Source organism: Salmonella sp. 741265073_HBA (assembly GCF_046569105.1).
GTDB lineage: Bacteria > Pseudomonadota > Gammaproteobacteria > Enterobacterales > Enterobacteriaceae > Salmonella > Salmonella enterica.
This window is the reverse complement of record NZ_JBKFRY010000011.1, coordinates 26079-48699: the sequence shown is the minus strand read 5'-3', so window position 1 is coordinate 48699 and position 22621 is coordinate 26079. Positions and strand designations below refer to the sequence as shown.

The window sequence follows — 22621 nt, the reverse complement described above, 5'->3', positions numbered from 1 at the left end:
CTATCCCGTCTCGTAATGATGTCATGTTGCAATGTCCATATACTGTAATATCAATCCCTTAGACAGTAAGGTCCAGCCATCAAGCGCGACAAAAAGCACCAGCTTAATAGGTGTAGATATCGTCACCGGACTCATCATCATCATCCCCAGCGCCAGTAGCACGCTGGATACCACCAGGTCGACGACGACAAAGGGCAAATAGAGATAAAAACCAATTTTAAACGCGCTTTTTATTTCGCTCAGCGCATAAGCAGGTAATAACGCAAATATTGAAGGTTTTTCAATTTCATCTTTGTCACGCTTTACCGTCTCGGTCTCTTCTCCATACTGACGCTTCAGTTGCGCGTTTTCAAAAAACTGAACTAACTCGCGATCTGAATATTTGATCAGATAATCGCGATAACCATCCAGACCTTCATCAACGTGTTTACTTAATGACGAAATATCATTAAAGGTGACATCTTCGTCCTCAAAATAGACGTAGGCATCATGCATTATGGGCCACATAACAAACATAGAAAGCAGCAATGCGACGCCGTTAAGCGTCATATTTGAAGGTATCTGCTGCAATCCCAGGGCGTTACGCACCATGACAAATACAATAGAAAATTTAACGAAACAGGTTCCTGATGCAATAATAAATGGCAACAGGGTGGAAAATGCCAGTAAGGCAATTAATGAGATATCATTCCCCATTACCAGACTCGCTCAGCCATTCATGGATCTCAACGCCTAAGGTGTCATTCATCTGTACCAGTTCGCCATTACCCAGCAAAACACCATTCGCCATAATTTCAACGTTAAGTTCAGCATTGGTCGGCAGTGATAATAGCTGTTGCTGCCCCATGGCTTCGAGTTCGGCGAGGGTAACGTTCTTACGATACAAAACAAATTCCAGTTTGACGGGCAATTGATTCAAGCCAGGCAGAGTTTCTGCAGTTTCAGTTGTATTATTTTCTTCTTCGATATGTTGAATATCTAACGTTTCCACAATAATTCCCCCTTCAACACGGTTGAAATGACCTAACTTTTTCGCGTAGCAATAAACTTCCGCACGGGAAGTACGAATCAGGAGTACATCTCCGATCCCGATTCGGCCCAGCAACGAACGCTGCGTATCACTGCTACCGATTACAAAGCGCAACGGCCAACGCAGCATTTTCGGCCTGCCGCCCCCGACTGCAGGCAGTTCAGGAAGATGCTCAAACCACAGGCCGCCCCGATCGCTCATAATGTGCAACAATTTCCCTTCCGGCAGCGCGCTTCCCGGCACGGGGTTCTCTACGCATAAACGCCGACAGGACAAATGCGGCACGGGCAACTCAAACGGTCGCTCTGTTGCAGCAAGCCAGGGAACGACCAGGTGCTCAGCGCCGGCAGAAACCGCCGCCCCCGCCAGAGCGGGAGAGACATGCTCAAGCCAGTCCCCAGGTTTAATCCAGGCCGACCACCGTTTTTCTGCATCGCTCAACCGAACCCACATTCCCTGTCGCGTCGGATATTCCAGCGTAGCTTCCTGGCCATGGCGCTGGCATTCTGTCGCGGTTTGCGCCAATAGCCATTCGCGACGATCAATCTGTCTCACACGCAATGACATCAGGCGTCATCCTCCTCGCCAGATTGCTGTCTGTGCTGTTGCTGCTGCGGATTTTGTTGATCGTCTCGCGTCAGGTGCCAGCGCTGGGGATTACCGTTTTGCCATTGATCATGCAAACGATGTTCAACCTGCGTATTTGACGGTATTAACGAAAACTCCCCTGCTTGCCGCGCCTGAATATTGACGGAATAGTCATTTCCCCAGCGCTGAAAACGGTAAGTCAGCGAGCTATCCTCTCCTTTCACGCCATCGGCAGTGGGAAAAATAGTCATCATCGGCTTTGATTGCGCCGCTAAAGGCATTTTTTCATCGCCACCGGTTAATTGGCTAAGATCGGCGATAGTGGTTGGTTGCAGTGGAAGCTGAGAAACATCTTTAACCTTTTTATGATCTTTATCGTCAGGCTTACCGGTATTGGCTGCGGCCATTCGGGCAGGTGCGACATCCCGCGCCAGCGGCGCGCCCTCTTTACGAACGCCTTCGCCCGCGATGGCTTTATTATCCCCAGGCAATGCCTTGATATTATCGTCAGAGATTCCCGTGGCGTTATCGGCTACTTCACTAACGGATTCCACAGCTTTTAAATCAGCAGATAATTTTTTACCGCTTACGCTTTCTAACGGCCTATTTTTAGACGATAGCAACGCTGCGGATTTATCTACTTTGGCCTCCGCAGAGATCAAACCGACAGATTTTTCAGCAGTGACTTTCAACAGTTTTTCAGCAATCCTGAGTTCGCCTTTTCCGTTATGATGCAGACCAGAAACGTTGCCATTGTGATGTTCTGATTTCGCTGGCGCGCCATGTCGCCATGCCGCCAGCAATACCGGTAAAGCCGTTTCTTTATGCATTACGAAAGCATCGCCATAGTCGCGATCTTTTTTATGATCGGAATATTCTGTCTTATGTTTTTCCACCGCTTTTTTTAATGCTTCTGATAAACCGCCAACCTCATCCTGCTGCGGCAGTAAAATGTTCCCGGATGAACTGACAGCTGACACATCGCCCATTAAATTATCTCCTCTGACTCGGCCTCTTCCTGCTGTATCTCTCGCTGGATATAGTGTCTTTTCTGACGGATTATCCAGCGTTGATAGTTCCCTTCTTTGCGCAACCAATATTTACTTTTTTTCTGAAACTCTTCCCTTTTCTTTTCCAGCTCGCTCCGTTTTTCCTGAATTTGTATAATCTGGAGTTCTAAATCTTTTATCTGCCGGCGAACAATAGACTGCTTACGTAATAACGTATAAATTTCCTCACGACTGAGCTGTCTGTTTTCTGCACGCAGCGTATCTAATAACAATTTCAGACCCGCTATTTGTTCAAGGATCGCCTCCTCCTCGGCCTGCAGCCCGCGGTCCTCATCCTGATAGCGAAGTAATATCGACTCACACTGTGAATGAAATACCGTACAGCGCCGCTGCAATACTTTAATTCTGGTCAGCGAATGCATTCATACCGCTCAACGTGTCATCAAAGGATGAATACTGCGCTACCGGCTGGCATAACCAGGCTTTCAGGCTATCCCGCATCTGCATCGCCCGATCGTTATCGATATTTTCGCCAGGACGATATTCTCCCAGGTCAATGAAAAGCTGGAGCTCTTCCAGACGCGTCATTAATTTACGCACGGCAGATGCCTGTTCAGCATGTGTCGGCGTCGTGACTTGTCCAAAAACGCGGCTTACGCTTTTCAGTACATCGATTGCCGGGTAATGTCCCTGCCCGGCCAGCTTTCTGCTCAGATACAGGTGACCGTCAAGGATAGAGCGAATTTCATCCGCCATCGGGTCCGCCTCTTCCTCGCTTTCCAGCAGTACCGTATAAAAGGCAGTAATGCTTCCCTCGCTGGTCGCCCCGGGGCGTTCCAGCAAGCGGGGCAAATTATCGAATACGGAGGCGGGATAACCTCGACGGGCCGGACGCTCGCCCGACGCCAGTGCCACGTCTCGCAAAGCACGCGCATAACGGGTCATGGAATCGATAAAAAGCACGACCCGTTTTCCCTGGTCGCGAAAATATTCCGCTACGGTTGTCGCCAGTTGCGCCGCATTGCAGCGATCGACCGAGGGGAAATCGGAAGTGGCAAAAACCAGCACGCATTTTTCTTTCTTATGCGAAGCGCGCAACATATCCACGAATTCAGTGACCTCACGGCCTCGTTCACCGATAAGACCAATAACAAAGACATCCGCCTCCGTTTGCTCGATCAGCATATGCATCAGCATGGTCTTACCGCATCCTGCGGAGGCAAAAATGCCCATTCGCTGGCCTACGCCACAGGTCAATAACCCGTCAATCGCGCGCACACCGGTAATCAGCGGTTCACGGACGCCAACGCGCGAAGCGTAAGAAGGCGGTGCGACATCAATAACGCGTTCTTCGCTAATCGGCGCCACTTCAGGGGTAAAACGCTCAACGATTTTCCCCGTCGGATCCAACACCGCGCCTAATACCGAGTATCCCACCCACGCCGATAACGCACGTCCAGTGGGATAAAGCACGACATCGCGGCTCAGCCCCTGGGCATTGCCGATAAGGCTCAGCACGGTGCGTTCCCGCTGTAAGCCAACCACCTGCGCACGTGCAACAACCTGTTTTTGGTGCCAGCCACGGCGTATTTCACACAGTTCGCCAATGGCTACATCGCGCAATTCCGCCTCAATAATTGGGCCGGTTATTTTTTGTGGGTAGGCCAGATATTGCAGTAAACGAGGTGTTTTCATCTCATTAGCGACCGACTAAAAACTTCCAGATAGTTGTAAAACCCATTCAAGGCAGTAGAGAACTTTTCACCGTCAGATAAAAAATCCGGATGCACTAAGGCTTTAAGCGTTAGCTCCCCATTCTGCTCCCCCAGTAGTAATTGCCCGCCGCGGGCAAAATGGCATCCTTCCATTATGGTCATTAAGATTTCATAAGCCCGCTGTTGTAATACCACCATGCTGTCAGCACCCAATTGCGCCCAGATCCATACATCATCGTCCTTGACGCTGATACAGATACTTGGCAATGCAAATAAATCCAGAACAATTGTTGAATGGCTATCTATTCCTCCGATGAGTGAAGGATCGCAACCACTTACTTCCAGTGCGGAACGAACTAATTCAGCGATATCCAAATGTTGCATAGATCTTTTCCTTAATTAAGCCCTTATATTGTTTTTATAACATTCACTGACTTGCTATCTGCTATCTCACCGAAAGATAAAACCTCCAGATCCGGAAAACGACCTTCAATCATTTTCTTAATAAATCGACGGACATCGACAGACGTAAGGAGGACAAGATCTTTATGTGCAATCAATAAATCATCCAACTTAAGTGTAATGAGATCCATCAAATTAGCGGAGGCTTCCGGGTCAAGGCTGAGGAAGGTACTGCCAGAGGTCTGACGGATCCCTTTGCGAATAACATCCTCAACTTCAGCAGATACCATTACTGCTCGTAATTCGCCGCCATTGGCGAATTTATGACAAATATAACGCGCCATTGCTCCACGAATATGCTCCACAAGGTTAATGACATCTTTTTCTCTTGGCGCCCACAATGCGAGCGCTTCCATAATTAATTTCATATTACGCACGGAAACACGTTCGCTTAACAAACGCTGCAAAACTTCAGATATACGTTGTACCGTGGCATGTCTGAGCACTTCTTTAAGTAAATCAGGGAATTTCGCTTCCAGTTGGTCCAGCATATGTTTTGTTTCCTGAATACCGAAATATTCATTGACGTTGCGCGCCAGCGTCACCGCCAGACAGTGGTAAAGCTCATCAAGCGCGTTCCGCAACACATAGCCAAGCTCCCGGAGTTTCTCCCCCTCTTCATGCGTTACCCAGAAATACTGACTGCTACCTTGCTGATGGATTGTTGGATTAATGCCAAAGGAAACAACTTCATCGGAATAATTTACCACTCGCATCAAATCAAAATAGACCGTAAATTGTTCAACACGGATCTCATTAATCAACAATACGATGCTGTTATCGTCCAGACCCTCGCCATCGCGTAACAATACTTCCGGCAGGCGCACGCCATAATCAATAAAGAACTGACTACGTAGACGCTCCGCAAGTTGAGCTTTTTCCAGATCTTCACGCCGGCTCTTCGGCACAAGTAATATCAAAGGTACGGTCTCTGTAGAGACTTTATCGAGATCGCCAATCAGTCCCAACGACGACCCTTCTTTTTCCTCAATACTGAGCGGCTGCTCGCCTTTGCTGGTTTTAGGTTTGGCGGCGCTACGTTTTGCTTCACGGAATTTAAAATAGAAGAGTACGCTTAAAACCACCGATAAAATAACAAATACCGGCAGCGGGAATCCCGGCAGAGTTCCCATTGAAATGGTCAAAATAGCCGTAACAACCAATACAAATGGGTTGTTCAACAGCTGCGTCATGATATTCCGCCCCATGTTATCGCTATCGCCATTTACGCGAGTCACGATAAAACCGGCACTAATCGCAATCAACAATGCGGGGATCTGGGCGACAAGACCATCACCAATGGTCAGCATGGTATAAGTAGACAGAGCGGAGGACAAATCCATACCATGGCGGGTCATCCCCACCGAAATACCGCCAATAAAGTTCACAAAGATAATAATGATGCCGGCAATAGCGTCACCTTTGATAAACTTCATCGCACCGTCAAAGGAACCGTAAAGCTGGCTTTCCCTTTCCAGTACACTTCGCCGTTCGCGCGCGGCATCCGCATCAATAATACCGGCCTTCAAATCGGCATCAATACTCATCTGTTTACCGGGCATACCATCCAGAGAAAATCGGGCCGCGACTTCCGCGACGCGTTCTGAACCTTTGGTAATAACGATAAACTGGACCACGGTGACAATAGAGAAGACAACAAAACCCACCGCCAGGCTATCGCCAATAACGAATTGCCCGAACGTGGCGATAATTTCACCGGCATCGGCTTCAATCAAGATAAGACGGCTGGTACTGATCGATAATGCCAGACGAAAGAGCGTGGTAATTAACAGTACCGCAGGAAACGTTGAAAAACTGAGGATTCTGTCAATGTAGAACGACCCCATAAACACCAATATCGCCAGTACGATATTCAGTGCGATCAGGAAATCAACCAGATAGGTAGGTAATGGAATGACGAACATAGAAATGATCATCACCATTAGTACCAGAATCAGTAATTCAGGTCGTAAACGAGCACTGTTAAGTAGAGAAAGCAGCACTATAGGTATCCTGTTAATATTAAATTAAGACAGCTTTTCAATAGTACGACGCTGTTCTGCCATTTCATGCTTGTAGGCAATATCGGTCATACTACGTAACGCCATTAACAATTCTTCCTGCCAATATTCTTCATAAAAGAGTGAAGAGGGTATGGCTTTACATACTTGATAAAATATCTGCAAAAAGGATGCATGTTCTTTATGACTAAGCAATAACGCATTCAAACCTATAATATCGGCTAACAGCGAATCCACTTCATGTGGCTGTTGCAATAGCGAAAGCATCAGTAATAGCCACGACGACTCCTCCGCATTAAACGCTTTGGTAAACGAATACGACAACAATGTACTCACAAACAGTAGGTCAGCGGAGCGCAACATTTTGAGTTGCGTCAGGCGTCGTAAAAGCTGGCCAAACTCCAGACGCGAACAGCTGGCGTCATTCGCGTCAATATCGGTTAATAGCGAACCCTCAATAAAATCCAGTACCACCAGTCGACGTTGATAGCCATAACTGGCTATCCAGTCAGAGTAAATCTCCACTTCATGTGATTCACTCTGGATAAATTGCCGATAGCTGGCGCGCAATAAGCCTGGTTTTAACGATAATGTTTTCCCAAAAAGCCGGGCCTTCAACGCACAATTAATCCCTGCCTTGAGGGTCTTCGGATCGGTTTGCTCTTCAACGTGCTTAAGTAACGACTCCAGCTTTTTCCGCACGATCTCTTCCAGGTCTTTACGACGAAGCAATTCGCGTAACACAAGGACTAAATCACTGGGGTCAGGAAATAAGCTACGCGCCTGACGTAAAAAATCTTCTAACGCGCCGCCATGTACGCTAATTAGCTTTAATATTTGCTTCGCCTTCGGTAAAGCCTCATCCTCCAGCACGCGTTCAAAACTGTTAGATAAATTACTGGATTTTTTTTCATAATCGCGACGGTTACGAAATTGCGCCAGCGCCGCTGACATTTCGTCCGTCGACTGGACAAATTTTTGTACTTCCGCCCCTGGAGACGAATCCTCTGCGGCCTGTTGTATTTCCGCCTGTTGCGCATCAGTATGCTGGGTCGCATCCTGATGAGATGCCTGCCGGGACAATATTCTGGAAAATGAAATACCAGAGGTTGAGCCAGGAATCATTTAATTACCTCCTGACCTCTATCCAGATAAACACGAACCCATTTCTGTAACTTATCGTCCCCACTCCAGGCACCGCTTTGCTTCAGAATATTGTTTACCGATTCGCTGGCATCCGGCGTTAACGGGTCGACAATTTCTTTTGGTTCAATCATGAACACACGAACAACATTACTTTTATTCTTACTGGAATAACGGAACAGGCTACCAATAAGCGGTAATTTGCCTAAAAACGGAATACTTTGGACAGTATCGGTATTTGCATCCCGTGTATAACCACCGACCAGCAAACTTTTTCCGTGCGGAACTCTTGCAATAGTGCTAATTAACGTTCGCCCGACTTCGGGTAACGCATCTACGGAGGTGGTAGTATCGGATTGCGGCGTCTTATCGTTGCCATCTTCAATGTCCAGCGACATTTCTATCTGACCATCTGCGGAAAAACGGGGCAGCACTCGGATCATTGTTCCGTATGTTACATGCTCAAGCGCCACATTACGTTCCCCAATCAGCTTGGTGTAAAACGTTCTGTTGTTATCAAAAATAGCGGGAACATTTTCCTGAGTCAGTAATACCGGGCGCGAAACCACCGTCGCCTGTTTCTTCTCTTCTAACGCATTGACCGCGGCGATGAATCGACTGCCATCGAGGGTACTTATTGAAGACTGGTTTAATGACACGCCAAGTTTGTCCCCAATAGTTATGCTGCCGCTCCATGAAGTGCCCAAACGCTCCAGATCGCTTTTATTAAGATCGACAATCCACAGGGATAATTCTACGTGACGTTTGGCGACATCCAGCGCTTTAACCAGCATTTCGATAAAATGCACCTGCTCAGCCGTTCCCTTTACTAACAAACTGTTGGTATCCGGATAGGCCACGATTTTAATATTGCCCGCCGCGGCATTTTGCTTTAAAGCTTCCTGCAGACTCATGCCACCGGCATAATTTGCTGCTTTACCTTTTTCTCCATTCGCTGAAAATGCTGGCATCGCCGGGGGTTCGCTACTGACAATATTACCTAAGGGTTGCTCTTCTCCCTGCAATAACCTTTCAATGGCCGTAGCAATACCGGGAATAACCATTTTCTGATCGCGCAGATTGTAGGTACGATCGCCCACGAAGGTATTGTTCAGACGCATCACCCCTATTTTCTGGCGTCCCAGCTCAATACCATCGTTTTGCTTGTCCATCATGGTGGCGGCGTTGACCACCATATCAACATAGACGGGTGGCCCTGAAACATAGAATGTTCCTTTACGGTTATCGCCACGTAGCGGGTAATTTTTGTTATATAAACCTGAGCGTTTTAGAAAATTGTTGAACTCATTGAGTGAGACGTTGCGTAAAGAAACCACGGCATTGCGCATTTCACTGGCGTCATAAATATAGATAGCCTGCCCATCGAAATACCAAATCAGCCCCAGTTGTAGGGAAAGCTTCTCCAGTAATGCGTTAGGATCGTGAAACTCAAAGTTGCCCGTAATTTTTTTTCGTGCCGCCATTTTGCTAACAATGACAGGCTCCTTTAGCTGTAGCGCCATGGCATCGAAAAATGTCCGCAGGCTATCGTCTTTCGCAACAAACCCACTTCCCGTTACAGGTATTTTTTCACTAGAATAACCAGGTGCAACCAGAACAAGCGCGGCACATGCCAGCACTCTGGCCAAAAGAATATGTGTCTTCATTTGTCTGCCAATTGAATAATATTTGATAATTTCCGCGGCGAAACGCCGATCAGCTCTTTGATCTCACTAGAAAAATGTGAAGGCGATGAGTAACCATGATTAACGGCTAATTGGGTGATGTTCTCGTGGCCTTCTACACTATTCAGCAGCGATTGCGCCATACGCCAGTTTCGTAATTCACTCTTCGCTTTTCCGCCCAACGCTCTGCTGCACAAACGACGAAAATGGGTATAAGAAACGCCATAGTCTTCTCCCAGCATTCTCATCGTGTTGCCGCTGGTTGACTGAGCGAGTAAATAGCCAACCAACCAGTAACTCTCGCTTTTTCGTAACAGCGCCAGTACCTTATTGAAGGCCGGAGAAGGCGTAATAATTTGCTGCAAAAACCAGTACTCGCAGCGTTTACGATCTTGCCAAATAGCGCGAAACTCAGGACTCAGCAAAACCCATTTATCGGATTCAGCATATGTCGTGTCCACTAATCCTGCGCCATCGATAAATGCCAGTAATTTGCTGAGTACTTCAATTTTTAACGGTCGAAAAACCACGTCTCCTGATACTGGTGCGACAACAGCCTGCTCGCAAAAAAGCAGCGCGCCTTCCTGAATCAGGCAGTTTTCATTGTGTCGGCCTTCAGAAAATGACATATGCAGCTTTTGCGCGGAACACGTCTGTATAAACCATGCTTCCGGGCTGCGGATTTTCCGCTTCTCTCCTTCTTTAAGTACTTCCTGCGTATTTAGCATAGTTGTCAGCACCAGTTAAAAATCATTTTAATATGTAAACAATACCGGGAGCGGGTGGCAAAATCCTGATGCAATCATTATGAAACTGATGCCACCCGCTAATTAAATTGGCCCACTTGCACAGCGTTTGATAATTTAAAATAGAAAATCAGCTCATAGTGTATAAATTCTGGCTTATTATTCTGCAGCAGCAAAAATTCAAATATTGTCATCGGGATGGAAAATTAATTATTTATATCAGGAGTTTTTTTTGCTAGCATTCCTGAAACGCATTCGCATCCTTATAACTATTGTCAGATAACGCTCTGACGGTTGTGTAAAAACATGGCACCTCATTCTTCTGTAGTTGGAGTTAATATGAAAAAATTTTATAGCTGTCTTCCTGCCTTTTTACTGATCGGCTGTGCCCAGGTGCCCCTCCCTTCCTCCGTGAGCAAACCGGTACAGCAACCTGGCGCTCAGAAAGAGCAACTGGCCAACGCAAATAGTATTGATGAGTGTCAGTCTCTTCCGTATGTGCCGTCAGACCTTGCGAAGAATAAATCATTATCAAACCAGAACGCTGATAATTCCGCATCAAAAAATAGCGCAATCAGCTCAAGCATTTTTTGCGAAAAATATAAACAAACCAAAGAACAGGCGCTCACCTTCTTCCAGGAACATCCACAATACATGCGTTCGAAAGAAGATGAAGAGCAACTCATGACCGAATTTAAAAAAGTTTTGCTTGAACCCGGAAGTAAGAATTTAAGCATATATCAGACGTTACTTGCTGCCCATGAAAGACTGCAAGCCTTATAAGGCCATATCATAGTTGGCTGAACTCATCATGATATAATTAAGACCATATTTTGCATTGCCACTTAATATCAATATAATTATTATAGCTATGGTCACTTTTACGGTTGGCCATTTGTCTCTTACGTTGCATTTATCAATCTGCTTTTTGATACAGCAGCACCTCGCTGCTGCTTTTTTTATTTGCGATAAAGAACTGCCTCCCAGACTCGGGAAAATAGCCGAAACTTATACTGACAAACTATCGTCTCGTATATCGCGGTAAACTAACATCCCCCTCTTGCCCCACATGTTGGCATTCTTACGATACCCCATCCACTTTTCGCGGATAACGTTCTTTTTACCCATGACAACGTATTGACTACCAGGCTAGTATAGCGGCAGAAACGTCCCGATGCCTGGAATGAATGGCAAACAGTCTATAAGGTGATTGAATGGATACGACAGAAGAACTAAACGGAACCTACTTCTACCACGGACAATTGAACCTGTCAGCAGGTGAGCTATTTGATGTAATTTTCCTTGAGCAATTTTGTGATGAACTTGGGATTGGCATTGAGTCAGGTGCTGCTATCCTCGCCGGGCAACCGTGGTTAAAAACCAGAACGAAACCGGGAGAGGCAATTAAAGGGACAAGTGTTATCTCCAGGTATGGGAGAATGCTTTTACGAAATGCACGAACTCCTTTTGGTATTAGAGTTCCTACACCCGTTGGTATAAGAATGCGAAAAACAAATAATCTTGCCGCAGTCATAGCACGATATGTTCCATGGTTAGGTTGGGTTGGTCTTGTGAATTCAATTTACCAGGTATCAAGGAGAACTCAGGCAAAATACAACCTAATAGCACGCCCTAAAGATCGTATACAATGGACATCCTTTTGATGGACACAATTCAGCAAGAGGTGTTAGCACTCTTCCGTGAAGAGATTCCCGGATATTTAGACAGCAATTGGAAAGAAATCCCTTTAGAACTTGATTCTGATTTATTTGAAGCTCCAGGCGATGACCTGCATGAAGCTTTGGATAAATTTGAAAAAAAATTTAATGTAGATTTATCACAAGTTAAATGGTCGTGTTATTTTCCCTGGGAGAATACTCCACTGCTTACACGATGGTTTAAATTAAAACGGGAAGATGTAGAACGAACTCGTACACCTTTAACAATCAGAATGTTTTCTGAGTCAGCGAAAGCTGGGAAATGGCTTTATGATTAGTGAAAAATATGTCGAATTAATCAGGAGTTAATTACTATGAATTTTGTTATTTGGCGCAGTATCATTAAACGATCAACCCCTTTCCTTGTTGCTGTCGTTTAAAACGCTTTATGCTACTTTATCTGCATCTGGTAGGTTATGACAACATGAGGCTTTGTTGAATAATTCAGAATCGGCCAACGATAAGGATACAGGACTCCCACCGGAGCACTCGTTATACGAGCCTGACGCTGGTCGGCATTGCCAACAACGTCATCCAGTTCAGCGCCTTGAGCATCGCCATCGCTTCACCCACCTGCGCGTCATAGTTCCGCAGACTCAGATAGCCGCCCAGCAAGGTTTTAATACGAAACATCGCTGTTTCCACTACTGAACGACGGTGATAGCCCACTTTCTTTTCCAGACCTCATTGCTGCCGCTCCGATGTTGATTCGCCACCGCGTGGTTACGCTCATGGTACTACTTGTCCGGCCAGTATCGCGCACCGCTTCGTGGCGGGATTAGTGGCCTGATTTTTTTCCTCAACAACACATCATGGCAATAGCGCGTGTCATAAGCGCCGTCAGCCGAGGCTTCCCTGATTTTACAGTGAGTCTGGCTAATCAGCCCCGGCAGTGCCTGCGTATCCGTCGTGCCGCTGAGCGGGAAAGTATGCCTTTGCAATTAATCAGGAAAGTGTTGCGCGAGAAATCGTGCATCTTTCAAGCACATCGTTTACTTTAATTAACCGATTCATAAAATATATATTCTCTGTTGATTTCTAGCTTGTAGGTTATTTTAATAACTGTGTATTTTAAAGAATAAAAATTAATATCACCATACTTCTTTGTTATAATACCAGCCTCCAAAATTGTGCTATAGGAACATCATGGAATTAATTCGTTATGCTGACATCAACAGCGATCTCTATCGCCACATTTGGGTCGTTGGTGATATTCATGGATGTTACTCCTTATTGTTAACCAGACTGGCTCAATTAAATTTCTCTCCTGATACCGATCTCTTGATCTCCACTGGAGATAACATTGATCGAGGAAAAGAAAACCTTGAAACACTGAGACTGTTAAATACCTCATGGTTTATTTCTGTAGTGGGTAATCATGAAGCTATGGCACTTGACGCTTTTGAAACACAGGATGGCAATTTCTGGTATGTAAACGGTGGTTACTGGTACGACTCGGTCACCGAAAAAGACAGGCAAGAAGCCACTGAACTATTACTAACTTTTAAGCAGCGTCCTCACATCATACAGGTTGAAACGTCCTCAAAGAAGTACGTGATTGCCCATGCCGATTATCCAGATGACAGCTACGATTATGAGAAGCAAGTTGATATTGATAGCGTTCTATGGTCACGCGATCGTCTGCTTGGTTCGTTACAGGGGAATATCCATCCAATACGCGGTGCGGATACTTTCATCTTCGGCCATATGATTGTTGACTACACAACAACATTCGCCAATCAAATCTACATTGACACCGGTTCTTTCTATTCAGGCAATCTGTCTTTTTTTAAAATAAAGTAATCTGGAAATAGAATTATATAATATTAACCCTCCCTGCATTATGGGCAATGATATAGCCTTCAATAAGTACCATTGCCCATTCGTAATAGCGTCTAAATTTCGCGTTTTTCTGCCCATATCATCATTAAGATCGCAGATCAAAAAACGAAGCCGTAATCCGACGCAGGTAGTTACTCGATCGCCTGAGAAGAGTAAAGATCGCACAGCTCAAGATACCTATCGGAAGAAAGCGCAATAACCGTGGTGGCGAAATGGATCGGCTTACCTTCATGCAACACAATCTTGATAGCTGTGGCCGTCGGGATGAAGTTAATGCTCTGTGAATGCCAGGTGTTTTTCGTCCATAAAGCAACCAGCTTTTGATGTTGAATCGAACATATCAAAATCAGGTAATTACACAATTTTAATTACAGTCTCATTTTGAGTTCGGAAGCATCCGCTCCCCTCTTAATTTTGTTGGGATTTCTCTTTGTTGCGAGCATGGTCTGAACTAATTGCCTGGCAGCTTGCCTTGTTTCGTCAATATTTGGAAAATCGAACACATTTCCAACTTTTACTTTCAAGACAGAACTTGGCTTCCTACCCTCACTGACATTACGATCTGACGAGGCTACTCTTCGCTGGATTACGTAGGTCTTTTTCGTCAAACTGGCTTTTACCCCGAAACCAGCAGGAGCTTCTCTGTGGTCATCGAAAACAATGTAGAGTTTTTGAGCTGGGTTAGCTTCGAAAACGATTTTTCCAGAGCGACTGAGCGCAGACTTAACATTGATACTTAACTTGTTGATAATGAAAGGCTGGCTGAGAGTTGTTTTCAAAGTATCACCCCTGTTGTAGTCCAGGAATGATGAGAATGTAACCTGTCACATTTTAGGCTACAGGTGAGCTACAAATTTATGGGTTTATGTGAGTTTATAAGGGTTTTCCCCGGGGCCACATGAGCACTTGAAAGAATAAAAAACGAGTAAAATCAATATGAATGAGTCATTTGATAAGGACTTCTCCAACCACACCCCGATGATGCAGCAGTATCTCAAGCTGAAAGCCCAGCATCCGGAGATCCTGCTCTTTTATCGTATGGGAGACTTTTACGAGCTGTTTTATGACGACGCAAAGCGTGCGTCGCAGCTGCTCGATATTTCGCTGACCAAACGCGGCGCATCGGCTGGCGAACCTATCCCTATGGCGGGAATCCCGCACCACGCCGTAGAAAACTACCTCGCGAAACTGGTCAATCAGGGCGAATCCGTCGCTATTTGCGAACAGATTGGCGATCCGGCCACCAGCAAAGGTCCCGTTGAACGTAAGGTCGTGCGTATCGTTACGCCTGGCACCATCAGCGATGAAGCCCTGTTACAGGAGCGTCAGGATAACCTGCTGGCGGCTATCTGGCAGGATGGTAAAGGCTACGGTTACGCCACGCTGGATATCAGCTCCGGGCGCTTTCGTCTGAGCGAACCCGCCGACCGTGAAACGATGGCCGCAGAGCTGCAGCGCACCAATCCCGCCGAACTGTTGTATGCCGAAGATTTTGCTGAAATGGCGTTAATAGAGGGACGCCGGGGTCTGCGCCGTCGCCCGTTGTGGGAGTTTGAGATTGATACCGCCCGCCAGCAGTTAAATCTGCAATTCGGTACGCGGGATCTGGTCGGTTTCGGCGTCGAAAATGCCTCGCGTGGATTATGTGCGGCAGGCTGCCTGTTACAGTACGCAAAAGATACCCAGCGCACCTCCCTGCCGCATATTCGTTCCATTACGATGGAACGCCAGCAGGACAGCATCATTATGGATGCCGCGACCCGCCGCAATCTGGAAATTACCCAAAACCTGGCCGGTGGTGTCGAAAATACCCTCGCCGCGGTGCTTGACTGTACCGTGACGCCAATGGGTAGCCGAATGCTTAAACGCTGGCTGCATATGCCGGTACGAAATACCGACATATTACGTGAACGCCAGCAGACCATCGGCGCCTTGCAGGACACCGTCAGCGAACTGCAACCGGTGCTGCGTCAGGTCGGCGATTTGGAGCGTATCCTTGCGCGTCTGGCGCTGCGCACCGCGCGTCCGCGCGATCTCGCCCGAATGCGTCACGCCTTTCAGCAACTGCCGGAATTGCACGCTCAGCTTGAAACCGTTGACAGCGCGCCGGTACAGGCGTTGCGTAAAAAAATGGGCGATTTCGCCGAGCTGCGCGACCTCCTGGAACGCGCCATTATTGACGCGCCGCCGGTACTGGTCCGCGACGGCGGCGTTATTGCGCCCGGCTACCATGAAGAGCTGGACGAATGGCGCGCGCTGGCGGATGGCGCCACCGATTATCTCGATCGTCTGGAAATTCGCGAACGCGAGCGTACCGGGCTGGATACGCTGAAAGTCGGCTATAACGCGGTACATGGTTATTACATTCAGATTAGCCGTGGTCAAAGCCATCTGGCGCCCATCAATTATGTGCGTCGCCAGACGCTGAAAAATGCCGAACGCTACATTATTCCTGAGCTAAAAGAGTACGAAGATAAAGTTCTGACCTCGAAAGGCAAAGCGCTGGCGCTGGAAAAACAGCTATATGACGAATTGTTTGATCTGCTGTTGCCGCATCTGGCCGATTTACAGCAGAGCGCCAACGCGCTGGCGGAGCTGGATGTGCTGGTTAACCTGGCCGAACGCGCCTGGACGCTGAATTACACCTGCCCGACATTTACCGATAAACCCGGTATTCGTATCATCGAAGGTCGCCACCCGGTGGTTGAACAGGTACTGAATGAGCCGTTTATCGCTAACCCGCTCAATCTGTCGCCGCAGCGCCGGATGTTGATCATTACTGGCCCCAATATGGGCGGTAAAAGTACCTATATGCGGCAAACGGCATTGATCGCCCTGCTGGCCTATATCGGCAGTTACGTTCCGGCGCAAAACGTGGAAATCGGCCCCATCGACCGTATTTTTACCCGCGTCGGCGCAGCGGACGACCTGGCTTCCGGGCGTTCGACCTTTATGGTGGAGATGACCGAAACCGCGAACATTCTGCATAATGCCACGGAAAACAGTCTGGTATTGATGGATGAAATCGGGCGCGGTACCTCCACGTATGACGGGCTGTCGTTGGCCTGGGCCTGCGCGGAGAATCTCGCGAATAAGATTAAAGCGTTAACGCTGTTCGCTACCCACTACTTCGAGCTGACCCAATTACCGGAGAAAATGGAAGGCGTGGCGAACGTCCACCTGGATGCGCTGGAACACGGCGATACTATCGCGTTTATGCACAGCGTGCAGGACGGCGCGGCAAGTAAGAGCTATGGCCTGGCGGTCGCGGCGCTTGCGGGCGTCCCTAAAGAAGTCATCAAACGCGCGCGCCAAAAACTCCGCGAGCTGGAAAGCATCTCGCCCAATGCGGCGGCAACGCAGGTGGACGGCACGCAAATGTCGTTGCTTGCCGCCCCGGAGGAGACATCGCCCGCCGTTGAAGCGCTGGAGAATCTCGATCCGGACTCCCTGACGCCACGCCAGGCGCTGGAGTGGATCTATCGGCTGAAAAGTCTGGTGTAAACGTGTCAGGCCCGATAGCGCGGCGCTATCGGGTCTGCGCGCCGGAACAGGCTTTTCAGGCTGTGACTGTCGTTTCGTGTAAATGACGCCAGACTATCCGTCCTCTTTCCCTTTTTAAAATAACCGTCGACCAGCGTACCGTCTCGGCCTGGCCCGGCAGTTGCTGGCGCTCACGATAACGCAGCGCGGCGCCTTCCGGCCACTCCGCCACAAGGTCAATGTGCTCAACCACGATAACCAGCCCCGGGCGACACGCGCGCTGCGCCTGGAAAAAAGCGTCCAGCGCCGGATAATCCAGACAAACACCGCCTGGCGTTATCATCGTAAAATCAGCAGCGAAACGCGCTATCAACGCCTCCAGGCTACCTATCCCCTTACTAAGCCAGTTCTCAATCGCCGCATGGGCGTGAATAATTTCATCTTTATATGGATTCATGATCTTTCCTTTTTCAGGCACAGAAGCGCCTGTCTATTGTTTAGACAGACAGCGTAAATAAGGGGCAGCAGGGTGATACCGGCGGCGGCAATAAAGGTCCAGCGATAAGCAGCCTCAAGCGACATAACGTGCTGGAGCGCGTTTAACAGCAGCGTCAACAGCGTCGCGCCAAGGAAAAAGCTGAGCTGACGATTAAGATTCCATAGCGCGCTGGCGTCAGGCATGTCCCGGCGAGCAATAGTCAGGAAAGCGCCACTCTGCGCGGTACTGCTGCACAAACTGCCGCCAGCGCCCATTAAGGCGAATATCATCATCAGTACACGGTGCGATGTCGCAGGCGTAACGTTAGTTAAAAGCAGTATCCCTGCGGCCTGAAGAAGACAGCCGACGATAATCAGCGGACGCGGCCCAAGCCGATTGAAGTAACGTCCGGTAAGCATAATGGCGACAAATGAAGCGATCGACCAGGGAAGCATCAGCGACCCCGCCGCCGCAGGCGATAGCTGCGCGACGTTCTGTAGATAAAACATCCCGACCACGCTGATACCAATGAACATACCCGGTACGCACAGATAGACGATCATGGCAAAACGCAGCAGCCTGTCCGTCAACAACGGCAGATGGAGCAATCTTGCTGACGCCATTGTCGTCGACGCGGCGTTCAGCCAACGATAAGCGAGCAATAAAGTGAGAACGGCCACCGGCAGCGTGGCAAAGAATATCCAGCGCCAGCCGCACGTTTCCACCAGCAGCCCGCCAATCGCAGGCGAACATGCCGGCGCCAGTAGCGCCACCATCATGACAACCGATGACACGCCAGCGCGTTCATGCGGTTTAAACTGTTGCCAGGTTAACGCCTGACCAACCGGGATCAATAAGCCACCGCCCGCCCCCTGCACAATACGCCAGAAAACAAGGCTGTGTAATGAATCGGCAAAACCTGCGGCAGCGGCGGCAACGCTAAACAGAATGAGCGAAAATATGATCAGCCGTCGTGCGCCGAGATAACGCGAAAGAAACGCGCTAAACGGAACGATCAGCGTTAATCCTGCGATATAACCGTTACTCACCCATGCCAGCGCCGATATGGACGTATGCAGATCCACGGACATCGCAGGAAAAGCCACGCTGGCAATAAACAGATTAATCAGATCAAGAAAGAAGCCGAGCAGGTAAACCACTGCCACTTTACTGCGATACGTCATTATGCATCCTCCGTCAGAGGCGCTAATGTAGCCGTCCGGAGAAAGCCAGATAAGTCCGCGCTTCAACGATATACTGTCAAAATAATTTTGACAGTAAAGGAGCTCGCCATGCTCAATTTGCAGCGTATGTCGCTGTTTATCGCCGTGGTAGATAGCGGCAGCTTCACGGCCGCTGCCGCCGCATCGGGCCAAACAAAAGCGGTAGTGAGTTTTAATATTCGGCAGCTTGAAAAAGAGCTTGGCGTAACGTTACTGCTACGTTCCACCCGACGACTGACGCTCACAGACGCCGGCGTCCTCTTTTACCAAAAAGGCGTGAATTTACTCAATGCCGCGAAAAATTTGCAGGATGAAGTGCGTGCCAGCCATAGTGGGCTGGGCGGCGAGTTACGTATTACCACTACGCCCGAGTTTGGCGAACAGGTGGTCATTCCGGTACTGGCGCAGTTTAGTCAGCGCCATCCCGATCTCCGTATTCGACATATGTCCTCATCACATCATGCCGATTTAATTGCCGAGCGCTTTGATGTGGCGATTCGGCTTGGCTCGCTGGCGGACTCCCGCTATCGCGCCGCGCTGATATCCCGCTTTACCATTCTGTCGGTCGCCGCGCCGCAGTGGCTCGCCCGCCACCCCGTGTCGTCACTGGAGTCGTTGGCCCATGCGGAATGGATTATTCATGAGCGATTACCTACGCCGCTACGGTGGACAGTAACGAATAATCATGGCCAACACTCACGCCTGGAGATAAGCAAAGCCGGCAAAATTTCTGTCGACAGCGCGCGCTCGCTGATGGCCTTCGCTCTCGCGGGAAGCGGCGTCGCATTACTGCCGCAATGGTTAGTCAACACCGCACTGGAGGATGGAACGTTAATTCACGTGTTACCCGACTATCATTTTCCCCGTCAGGGCATTTATGCCGTTTACCCCGACGCCCGCCATGTATCGACAAAAGTACGCGCATTTATTGATTTTTTACGTTCGCAATGGGATTGCGGGGAGCACGCCCCATCATTGTAGCCAGCCCGGGAGCATTGCGCTCCCGGACGGATAATACCGTCTTAATCCTTAACTACCAGCTTGTCTTTGATCCCCTGCGCCTGCCAACGCACCCACAGCATAATTGCCGCCAGAACGACAATCGGCAGTAACGGATCGAGCCAACTGCCGCCGGAACCGAACAGCAGGTTAATCAGCGCCACGCCGGTGCCGCCAATCGCCCAGGCAATGGTCGTCGGTACAGACCAAACCACCATCTGCTGTTTGACATCAGAGACGCCCATCATGCGGTTAACCACCCAGAACAGGCTATCGTTGAAGTAGCCGAAGAACAGCGACCCCATCGTTGCGGCCTGAGCGGCAAGCAACATATTGATGCCGGGGATCTGCGCCAGGATCGGCGCGGAAATCGAGGCGGCAGTGATCATCGCCACCGTCCCCGATCCCTGAATCAGGCGTACCAACGTCGCCACGATAAACGGGATCAGGATCGGCGAGATCGGCAGGTTGGCAACCTGCTCCGCCAGCTGTTGCCCCGCGCCGCTGTCGCGCAGGATCGCGCCCAACGCGCCGCCAGCGCCCGTGACCAGTAAGATAATCCCGGCGCTTTGCAAGCCCTCTTCCAGACGCTCTGCGGTGGTATGTTTATCCATGCGCGGCACCAGCGTATACACCGCCAGCAGAACGCTGATGGCCAACGCGATCACTGGACTTCCCACAAAGTTGATTGCCTGTACCACCGGATGCGTCGCCAGGCCGGACCATCCTTCTATGGTGGCGAGGGTGGAACAGATAGCCTTCAGGAAGATCAGCACGATCGGCACCACAATAGGCAGCAGAGAGAGCGTCAGGCTCGGCAGATCCTTTTGCTCTTTCTCTTTATTGTACTGCTCCAGCGCGGCATTGACTTCATCGGCGTTCAGCGTGCGCGGCACGAAATCAGGGTAGCGTTTATCCAGCCACTGCGCATAGAACACAATGCCGATCACACAGGGCACCGCCAGCGCCATCCCGGTCAATAACATTGCGCCGATGTCGACGTTAAAAATCCCGGCTACCCCCAGCGGACCGGGCGTCGGAGGTACCGTATGGTGAGTGACCACCAGCCCGCCCGCCAGCGCGACGCCCAGCGTCAGTAGCGAACGTTTACCGCTTTTCGCCAGCGCTTTCGCCACCGGATAAAGAATGACAAAAGCGGAATCGACGAAAATGGGAATGCTGACAATATAACCCGTGATCGCCAGCGCCCACTCTTCACGACGTTTCCCCAGCCATTTGATAAAGCTCCAGGCGATACGCTCCGCCGCGCCGGAAACCTCCAGCAAGCGCCCCATCATTACGCCGAGACCAATCACCAGGCCAATGCTGCCCAGCGTCGTACCGAATCCGCTGGTGATGACAGAGAGCGTTTTATCAATGCCCATTCCCCCCAACAGACCGGCGATACAGGCCGCCGCCAGCATCGCGATCAGCGCATGAACACGAGTGCGTAACACCAGCCATACCAGAACGAAAACGGCAACGATCAGGCCGATAATTGGGGTCGGTAAACTTGTCATGACCTCCCCTCCATATCATCTTGTCGAAAGCGTTCGATAATGTCATCGAAGCGTTTATCGGCGACAAAACCTAACGCCAGCGCATGCTGGTTATCGATACGTCCCGGCCAGGAGGCGACAATTTTCTCGACGCCTTCGTCGCGCTGATGCGTAACCCGATCGCTCGCCGCCTGACCGCCCGCCTGACGCAACGTTTCCAGCATCTCGCCCACGGTTACGCTGATCCCGGGTAAGTTGATGCTGCTCGCCTCGCCAGGCGCGGGTAACGTTGCGGCCAGCGACAGGTTATGGATCACCGTCGCCGGGCTGGAAATCCACAGCCGCAAACTTTCCGATACCGGGCAGACGGTCGTCTCGCCCTGCAACGGTTCACGAATAATCGCGCTGACAAAAGAAGAGGCGGCGCGGTTTGGTTTACCCGGGCGAACACAGATCGTCGGCAAACGCAGCGCCAGCCCATCCACATAGCCTTTGCGGGTATAGTCGTTGACCAACAGTTCACAGGCGGCCTTCTGCGCGCCATAAGACGAGCGCGGCGTGAGCGCGGTGGTATCGGTGACGCATTCCGGCAGCGTACCGCCATAAACGGCAAGCGAGCTGGAGAAGACAAAACGAATTTTCTGCGGTTGCCGACGACACGCCTCAAGTAACTGGCGGGTAAGATCCAGGTTAACTTTCCATCCCAGATCGAAATCGTCTTCCGCATGGCTGCTGACAATCGCAGCGAGATGATAAACAACAGAGGTATTAGCGGTAATCACATTCTCCAGCACGCCCGGCTGGGTTAAGTCAGCCTCCAGACAGCGTAAACGTGGGGAGTCTGATAACCGCGCAGGCATTTTTAAATCAACAAGAAGCAGTTCGTTAAACGCCAGCGATGAGTTTAATAAGGCGCTTGCGAGTTTCTGGCCTAAAAAGCCGCCCCCGCCGGTAATGATAATCTGCATCCGGATGTCCT

20 protein-coding genes and 4 pseudogenes are annotated in these 22621 nt (G+C 49.4%); 7 read left to right on the top strand and 17 right to left on the bottom strand.

What is annotated here, in order from left to right; all coding sequences use genetic code 11:
• Window positions 1-21: 21 nt before the first annotated feature.
• The 10 genes from spaP to invF are packed head-to-tail and all read right to left on the bottom strand — an operon-like array spanning window position 22 to window position 10283.
• Window positions 22-696 carry an SPI-1 type III secretion system export apparatus protein SpaP gene (gene spaP / locus ACLD3P_RS15340; protein ID WP_000526016.1) on the bottom strand — a complete coding sequence of 225 codons (675 nt, stop codon included), beginning with the start codon at window positions 694-696 and terminating at the stop codon, window positions 22-24.
• Window positions 686-1597, bottom strand: coding sequence for an SPI-1 type III secretion system protein SpaO (gene spaO / locus ACLD3P_RS15335; protein WP_000058726.1), 912 nt, complete (start codon window positions 1595-1597; stop codon window positions 686-688). Before spaO ends, spaP begins: the two co-directional genes overlap by 11 nt.
• Window positions 1597-2607, bottom strand: coding sequence for an SPI-1 type III secretion system protein SpaN (spaN, locus tag ACLD3P_RS15330; protein ID WP_023233231.1), 1011 nt, complete (start codon window positions 2605-2607; stop codon window positions 1597-1599). Before spaN ends, spaO begins: the two co-directional genes overlap by 1 nt.
• Window positions 2607-3050 (bottom strand): SPI-1 type III secretion system protein SpaM, encoded by a 444-nt coding sequence (gene spaM / locus ACLD3P_RS15325; RefSeq protein WP_000555884.1) that lies wholly within the window; start codon window positions 3048-3050, stop codon window positions 2607-2609. The genes spaN and spaM overlap by 1 nt, the downstream gene beginning before the upstream one ends.
• Window positions 3028-4323, bottom strand: a complete 1296-nt coding sequence (invC, locus tag ACLD3P_RS15320; protein ID WP_000856766.1) for a SctN family type III secretion system ATPase InvC — start codon at window positions 4321-4323, stop codon at window positions 3028-3030. The genes spaM and invC overlap by 23 nt, the downstream gene beginning before the upstream one ends.
• Window positions 4320-4727: an SPI-1 type III secretion system chaperone SpaK gene (gene spaK / locus ACLD3P_RS15315; RefSeq protein WP_001164066.1), complete on the bottom strand. Its 408-nt coding sequence runs from the start codon at window positions 4725-4727 to the stop codon at window positions 4320-4322. Before spaK ends, invC begins: the two co-directional genes overlap by 4 nt.
• 23 nt (window positions 4728-4750) lie before the next feature.
• Entirely contained in the window at window positions 4751-6808 is a 2058-nt protein-coding gene (gene invA, locus ACLD3P_RS15310; RefSeq protein ID WP_000927219.1) for a type III secretion system export apparatus protein InvA, read from the bottom strand.
• A 24-nt stretch (window positions 6809-6832) separates the two neighbouring features.
• A complete protein-coding gene (gene invE / locus ACLD3P_RS15305; protein WP_000612166.1) occupies window positions 6833-7951 on the bottom strand; it encodes a type III secretion system gatekeeper InvE in 1119 nt (372 codons plus the stop codon).
• Window positions 7948-9636 carry a type III secretion system outer membrane ring protein InvG gene (invG, locus tag ACLD3P_RS15300; RefSeq protein ID WP_000848102.1) on the bottom strand — a complete coding sequence of 563 codons (1689 nt, stop codon included), beginning with the start codon at window positions 9634-9636 and terminating at the stop codon, window positions 7948-7950. The genes invE and invG overlap by 4 nt, the downstream gene beginning before the upstream one ends.
• Window positions 9633-10283: a type III secretion system transcriptional activator InvF gene (invF, locus tag ACLD3P_RS15295; protein WP_001747511.1), complete on the bottom strand. Its 651-nt coding sequence runs from the start codon at window positions 10281-10283 to the stop codon at window positions 9633-9635. Before invF ends, invG begins: the two co-directional genes overlap by 4 nt.
• A 456-nt stretch (window positions 10284-10739) precedes the next feature.
• Between invF and invH the strand changes: the two genes are divergently transcribed.
• The 4 genes and pseudogenes from invH to ACLD3P_RS15275 all read left to right on the top strand — a co-directional run.
• Entirely contained in the window at window positions 10740-11183 is a 444-nt protein-coding gene (gene invH, locus ACLD3P_RS15290) for an SPI-1 type III secretion system invasion lipoprotein InvH (RefSeq protein WP_079899024.1), read from the top strand.
• Window positions 11184-11614: 431 nt separating this feature from the next.
• Complete coding sequence (locus tag ACLD3P_RS15285; RefSeq protein WP_023201504.1) at window positions 11615-12064, top strand: STM2901 family protein; 450 nt, start codon at window positions 11615-11617, stop codon at window positions 12062-12064.
• Window positions 12049-12396 carry a DUF1493 family protein gene (locus tag ACLD3P_RS15280; RefSeq protein WP_001555786.1) on the top strand — a complete coding sequence of 116 codons (348 nt, stop codon included), beginning with the start codon at window positions 12049-12051 and terminating at the stop codon, window positions 12394-12396. The genes ACLD3P_RS15285 and ACLD3P_RS15280 overlap by 16 nt, the downstream gene beginning before the upstream one ends.
• 49 nt (window positions 12397-12445) lie before the next feature.
• Window positions 12446-12538: pseudogene (locus ACLD3P_RS15275) on the top strand (GNAT family N-acetyltransferase); the annotation flags it as partial.
• A gap of 72 nt (window positions 12539-12610) precedes the next feature.
• Here ACLD3P_RS15275 and ACLD3P_RS15270 read toward each other — a convergent pair.
• Window positions 12611-13038 (bottom strand): annotated as a pseudogene (locus ACLD3P_RS15270) (transposase); the annotation flags it as partial.
• Window positions 13039-13264: 226 nt separating this feature from the next.
• Here ACLD3P_RS15270 and pphB point away from each other — a divergent pair.
• Window positions 13265-13921: a protein-serine/threonine phosphatase gene (gene pphB, locus ACLD3P_RS15265; protein ID WP_262943705.1), complete on the top strand. Its 657-nt coding sequence runs from the start codon at window positions 13265-13267 to the stop codon at window positions 13919-13921.
• Between the two features lie 170 nt (window positions 13922-14091).
• Here pphB and ACLD3P_RS15260 read toward each other — a convergent pair.
• Window positions 14092-14214 (bottom strand): annotated as a pseudogene (locus tag ACLD3P_RS15260) (cytoplasmic protein); the annotation flags it as partial.
• Between the two features lie 126 nt (window positions 14215-14340).
• Window positions 14341-14739 (bottom strand): annotated as a pseudogene (locus ACLD3P_RS15255) (cytoplasmic protein); the annotation flags it as partial.
• A 157-nt stretch (window positions 14740-14896) separates the two neighbouring features.
• Between ACLD3P_RS15255 and mutS the strand changes: the two are divergent.
• Complete coding sequence (gene mutS / locus ACLD3P_RS15250; protein ID WP_154023298.1) at window positions 14897-17464, top strand: DNA mismatch repair protein MutS; 2568 nt, start codon at window positions 14897-14899, stop codon at window positions 17462-17464.
• Between the two features lie 55 nt (window positions 17465-17519).
• Here the strand turns inward: mutS and ACLD3P_RS15245 are convergent, their stop codons facing one another.
• Together ACLD3P_RS15245 and ACLD3P_RS15240 are read right to left on the bottom strand one after the other, a co-directional pair.
• Window positions 17520-17900, bottom strand: a complete 381-nt coding sequence (locus ACLD3P_RS15245) for a DUF4440 domain-containing protein (RefSeq protein WP_411006296.1) — start codon at window positions 17898-17900, stop codon at window positions 17520-17522.
• The gene (locus ACLD3P_RS15240) at window positions 17897-19105 is read right to left on the bottom strand and encodes an MFS transporter (protein WP_411006295.1); all 1209 of its coding nucleotides are present in this window, start codon (window positions 19103-19105) and stop codon (window positions 17897-17899) included. The genes ACLD3P_RS15245 and ACLD3P_RS15240 overlap by 4 nt, the downstream gene beginning before the upstream one ends.
• An 87-nt stretch (window positions 19106-19192) precedes the next feature.
• On the opposite strand from ACLD3P_RS15240, the gene ACLD3P_RS15235 reads away from it, so the two are divergent.
• Entirely contained in the window at window positions 19193-20125 is a 933-nt protein-coding gene (locus ACLD3P_RS15235) for a LysR family transcriptional regulator (RefSeq protein ID WP_411006294.1), read from the top strand.
• Window positions 20126-20166: 41 nt separating this feature from the next.
• On the opposite strand, the gene ACLD3P_RS15230 is transcribed toward ACLD3P_RS15235, so the two are convergent.
• Together ACLD3P_RS15230 and denD are read right to left on the bottom strand one after the other, a co-directional pair.
• Complete coding sequence (locus ACLD3P_RS15230; RefSeq protein WP_000202719.1) at window positions 20167-21663, bottom strand: GntP family permease; 1497 nt, start codon at window positions 21661-21663, stop codon at window positions 20167-20169.
• Window positions 21660-22610, bottom strand: a complete 951-nt coding sequence (denD, locus tag ACLD3P_RS15225) for a D-erythronate dehydrogenase (protein ID WP_411006293.1) — start codon at window positions 22608-22610, stop codon at window positions 21660-21662. The genes ACLD3P_RS15230 and denD overlap by 4 nt, the downstream gene beginning before the upstream one ends.
• Window positions 22611-22621 lie beyond the last annotated feature (11 nt).

Coding starts and splice junctions, on each gene's coding strand:
- invC (WP_000856766.1), bottom strand. CDS start 4,323: ATGAAAACACCTCGTTTACTGCAATATCTGGCCTACCCACAAAAAATA.
- spaO (WP_000058726.1), bottom strand. CDS start 1,597: ATGTCATTGCGTGTGAGACAGATTGATCGTCGCGAATGGCTATTGGCG.
- ACLD3P_RS15285 (WP_023201504.1), top strand. CDS start 11,615: ATGGATACGACAGAAGAACTAAACGGAACCTACTTCTACCACGGACAA.
- invG (WP_000848102.1), bottom strand. CDS start 9,636: ATGAAGACACATATTCTTTTGGCCAGAGTGCTGGCATGTGCCGCGCTT.
- ACLD3P_RS15245 (WP_411006296.1), bottom strand. CDS start 17,900: ATGAATCCATATAAAGATGAAATTATTCACGCCCATGCGGCGATTGAG.
- ACLD3P_RS15240 (WP_411006295.1), bottom strand. CDS start 19,105: ATGACGTATCGCAGTAAAGTGGCAGTGGTTTACCTGCTCGGCTTCTTT.
- ACLD3P_RS15280 (WP_001555786.1), top strand. CDS start 12,049: ATGGACATCCTTTTGATGGACACAATTCAGCAAGAGGTGTTAGCACTC.
- spaP (WP_000526016.1), bottom strand. CDS start 696: ATGGGGAATGATATCTCATTAATTGCCTTACTGGCATTTTCCACCCTG.
- invF (WP_001747511.1), bottom strand. CDS start 10,283: ATGTCATTTTCTGAAGGCCGACACAATGAAAACTGCCTGATTCAGGAA.
- spaK (WP_001164066.1), bottom strand. CDS start 4,727: ATGCAACATTTGGATATCGCTGAATTAGTTCGTTCCGCACTGGAAGTA.
- spaN (WP_023233231.1), bottom strand. CDS start 2,607: ATGGGCGATGTGTCAGCTGTCAGTTCATCCGGGAACATTTTACTGCCG.
- denD (WP_411006293.1), bottom strand. CDS start 22,610: ATGCAGATTATCATTACCGGCGGGGGCGGCTTTTTAGGCCAGAAACTC.
- ACLD3P_RS15230 (WP_000202719.1), bottom strand. CDS start 21,663: ATGACAAGTTTACCGACCCCAATTATCGGCCTGATCGTTGCCGTTTTC.
- pphB (WP_262943705.1), top strand. CDS start 13,265: ATGGAATTAATTCGTTATGCTGACATCAACAGCGATCTCTATCGCCAC.
- invH (WP_079899024.1), top strand. CDS start 10,740: ATGAAAAAATTTTATAGCTGTCTTCCTGCCTTTTTACTGATCGGCTGT.
- spaM (WP_000555884.1), bottom strand. CDS start 3,050: ATGCATTCGCTGACCAGAATTAAAGTATTGCAGCGGCGCTGTACGGTA.
- mutS (WP_154023298.1), top strand. CDS start 14,897: ATGAATGAGTCATTTGATAAGGACTTCTCCAACCACACCCCGATGATG.
- invE (WP_000612166.1), bottom strand. CDS start 7,951: ATGATTCCTGGCTCAACCTCTGGTATTTCATTTTCCAGAATATTGTCC.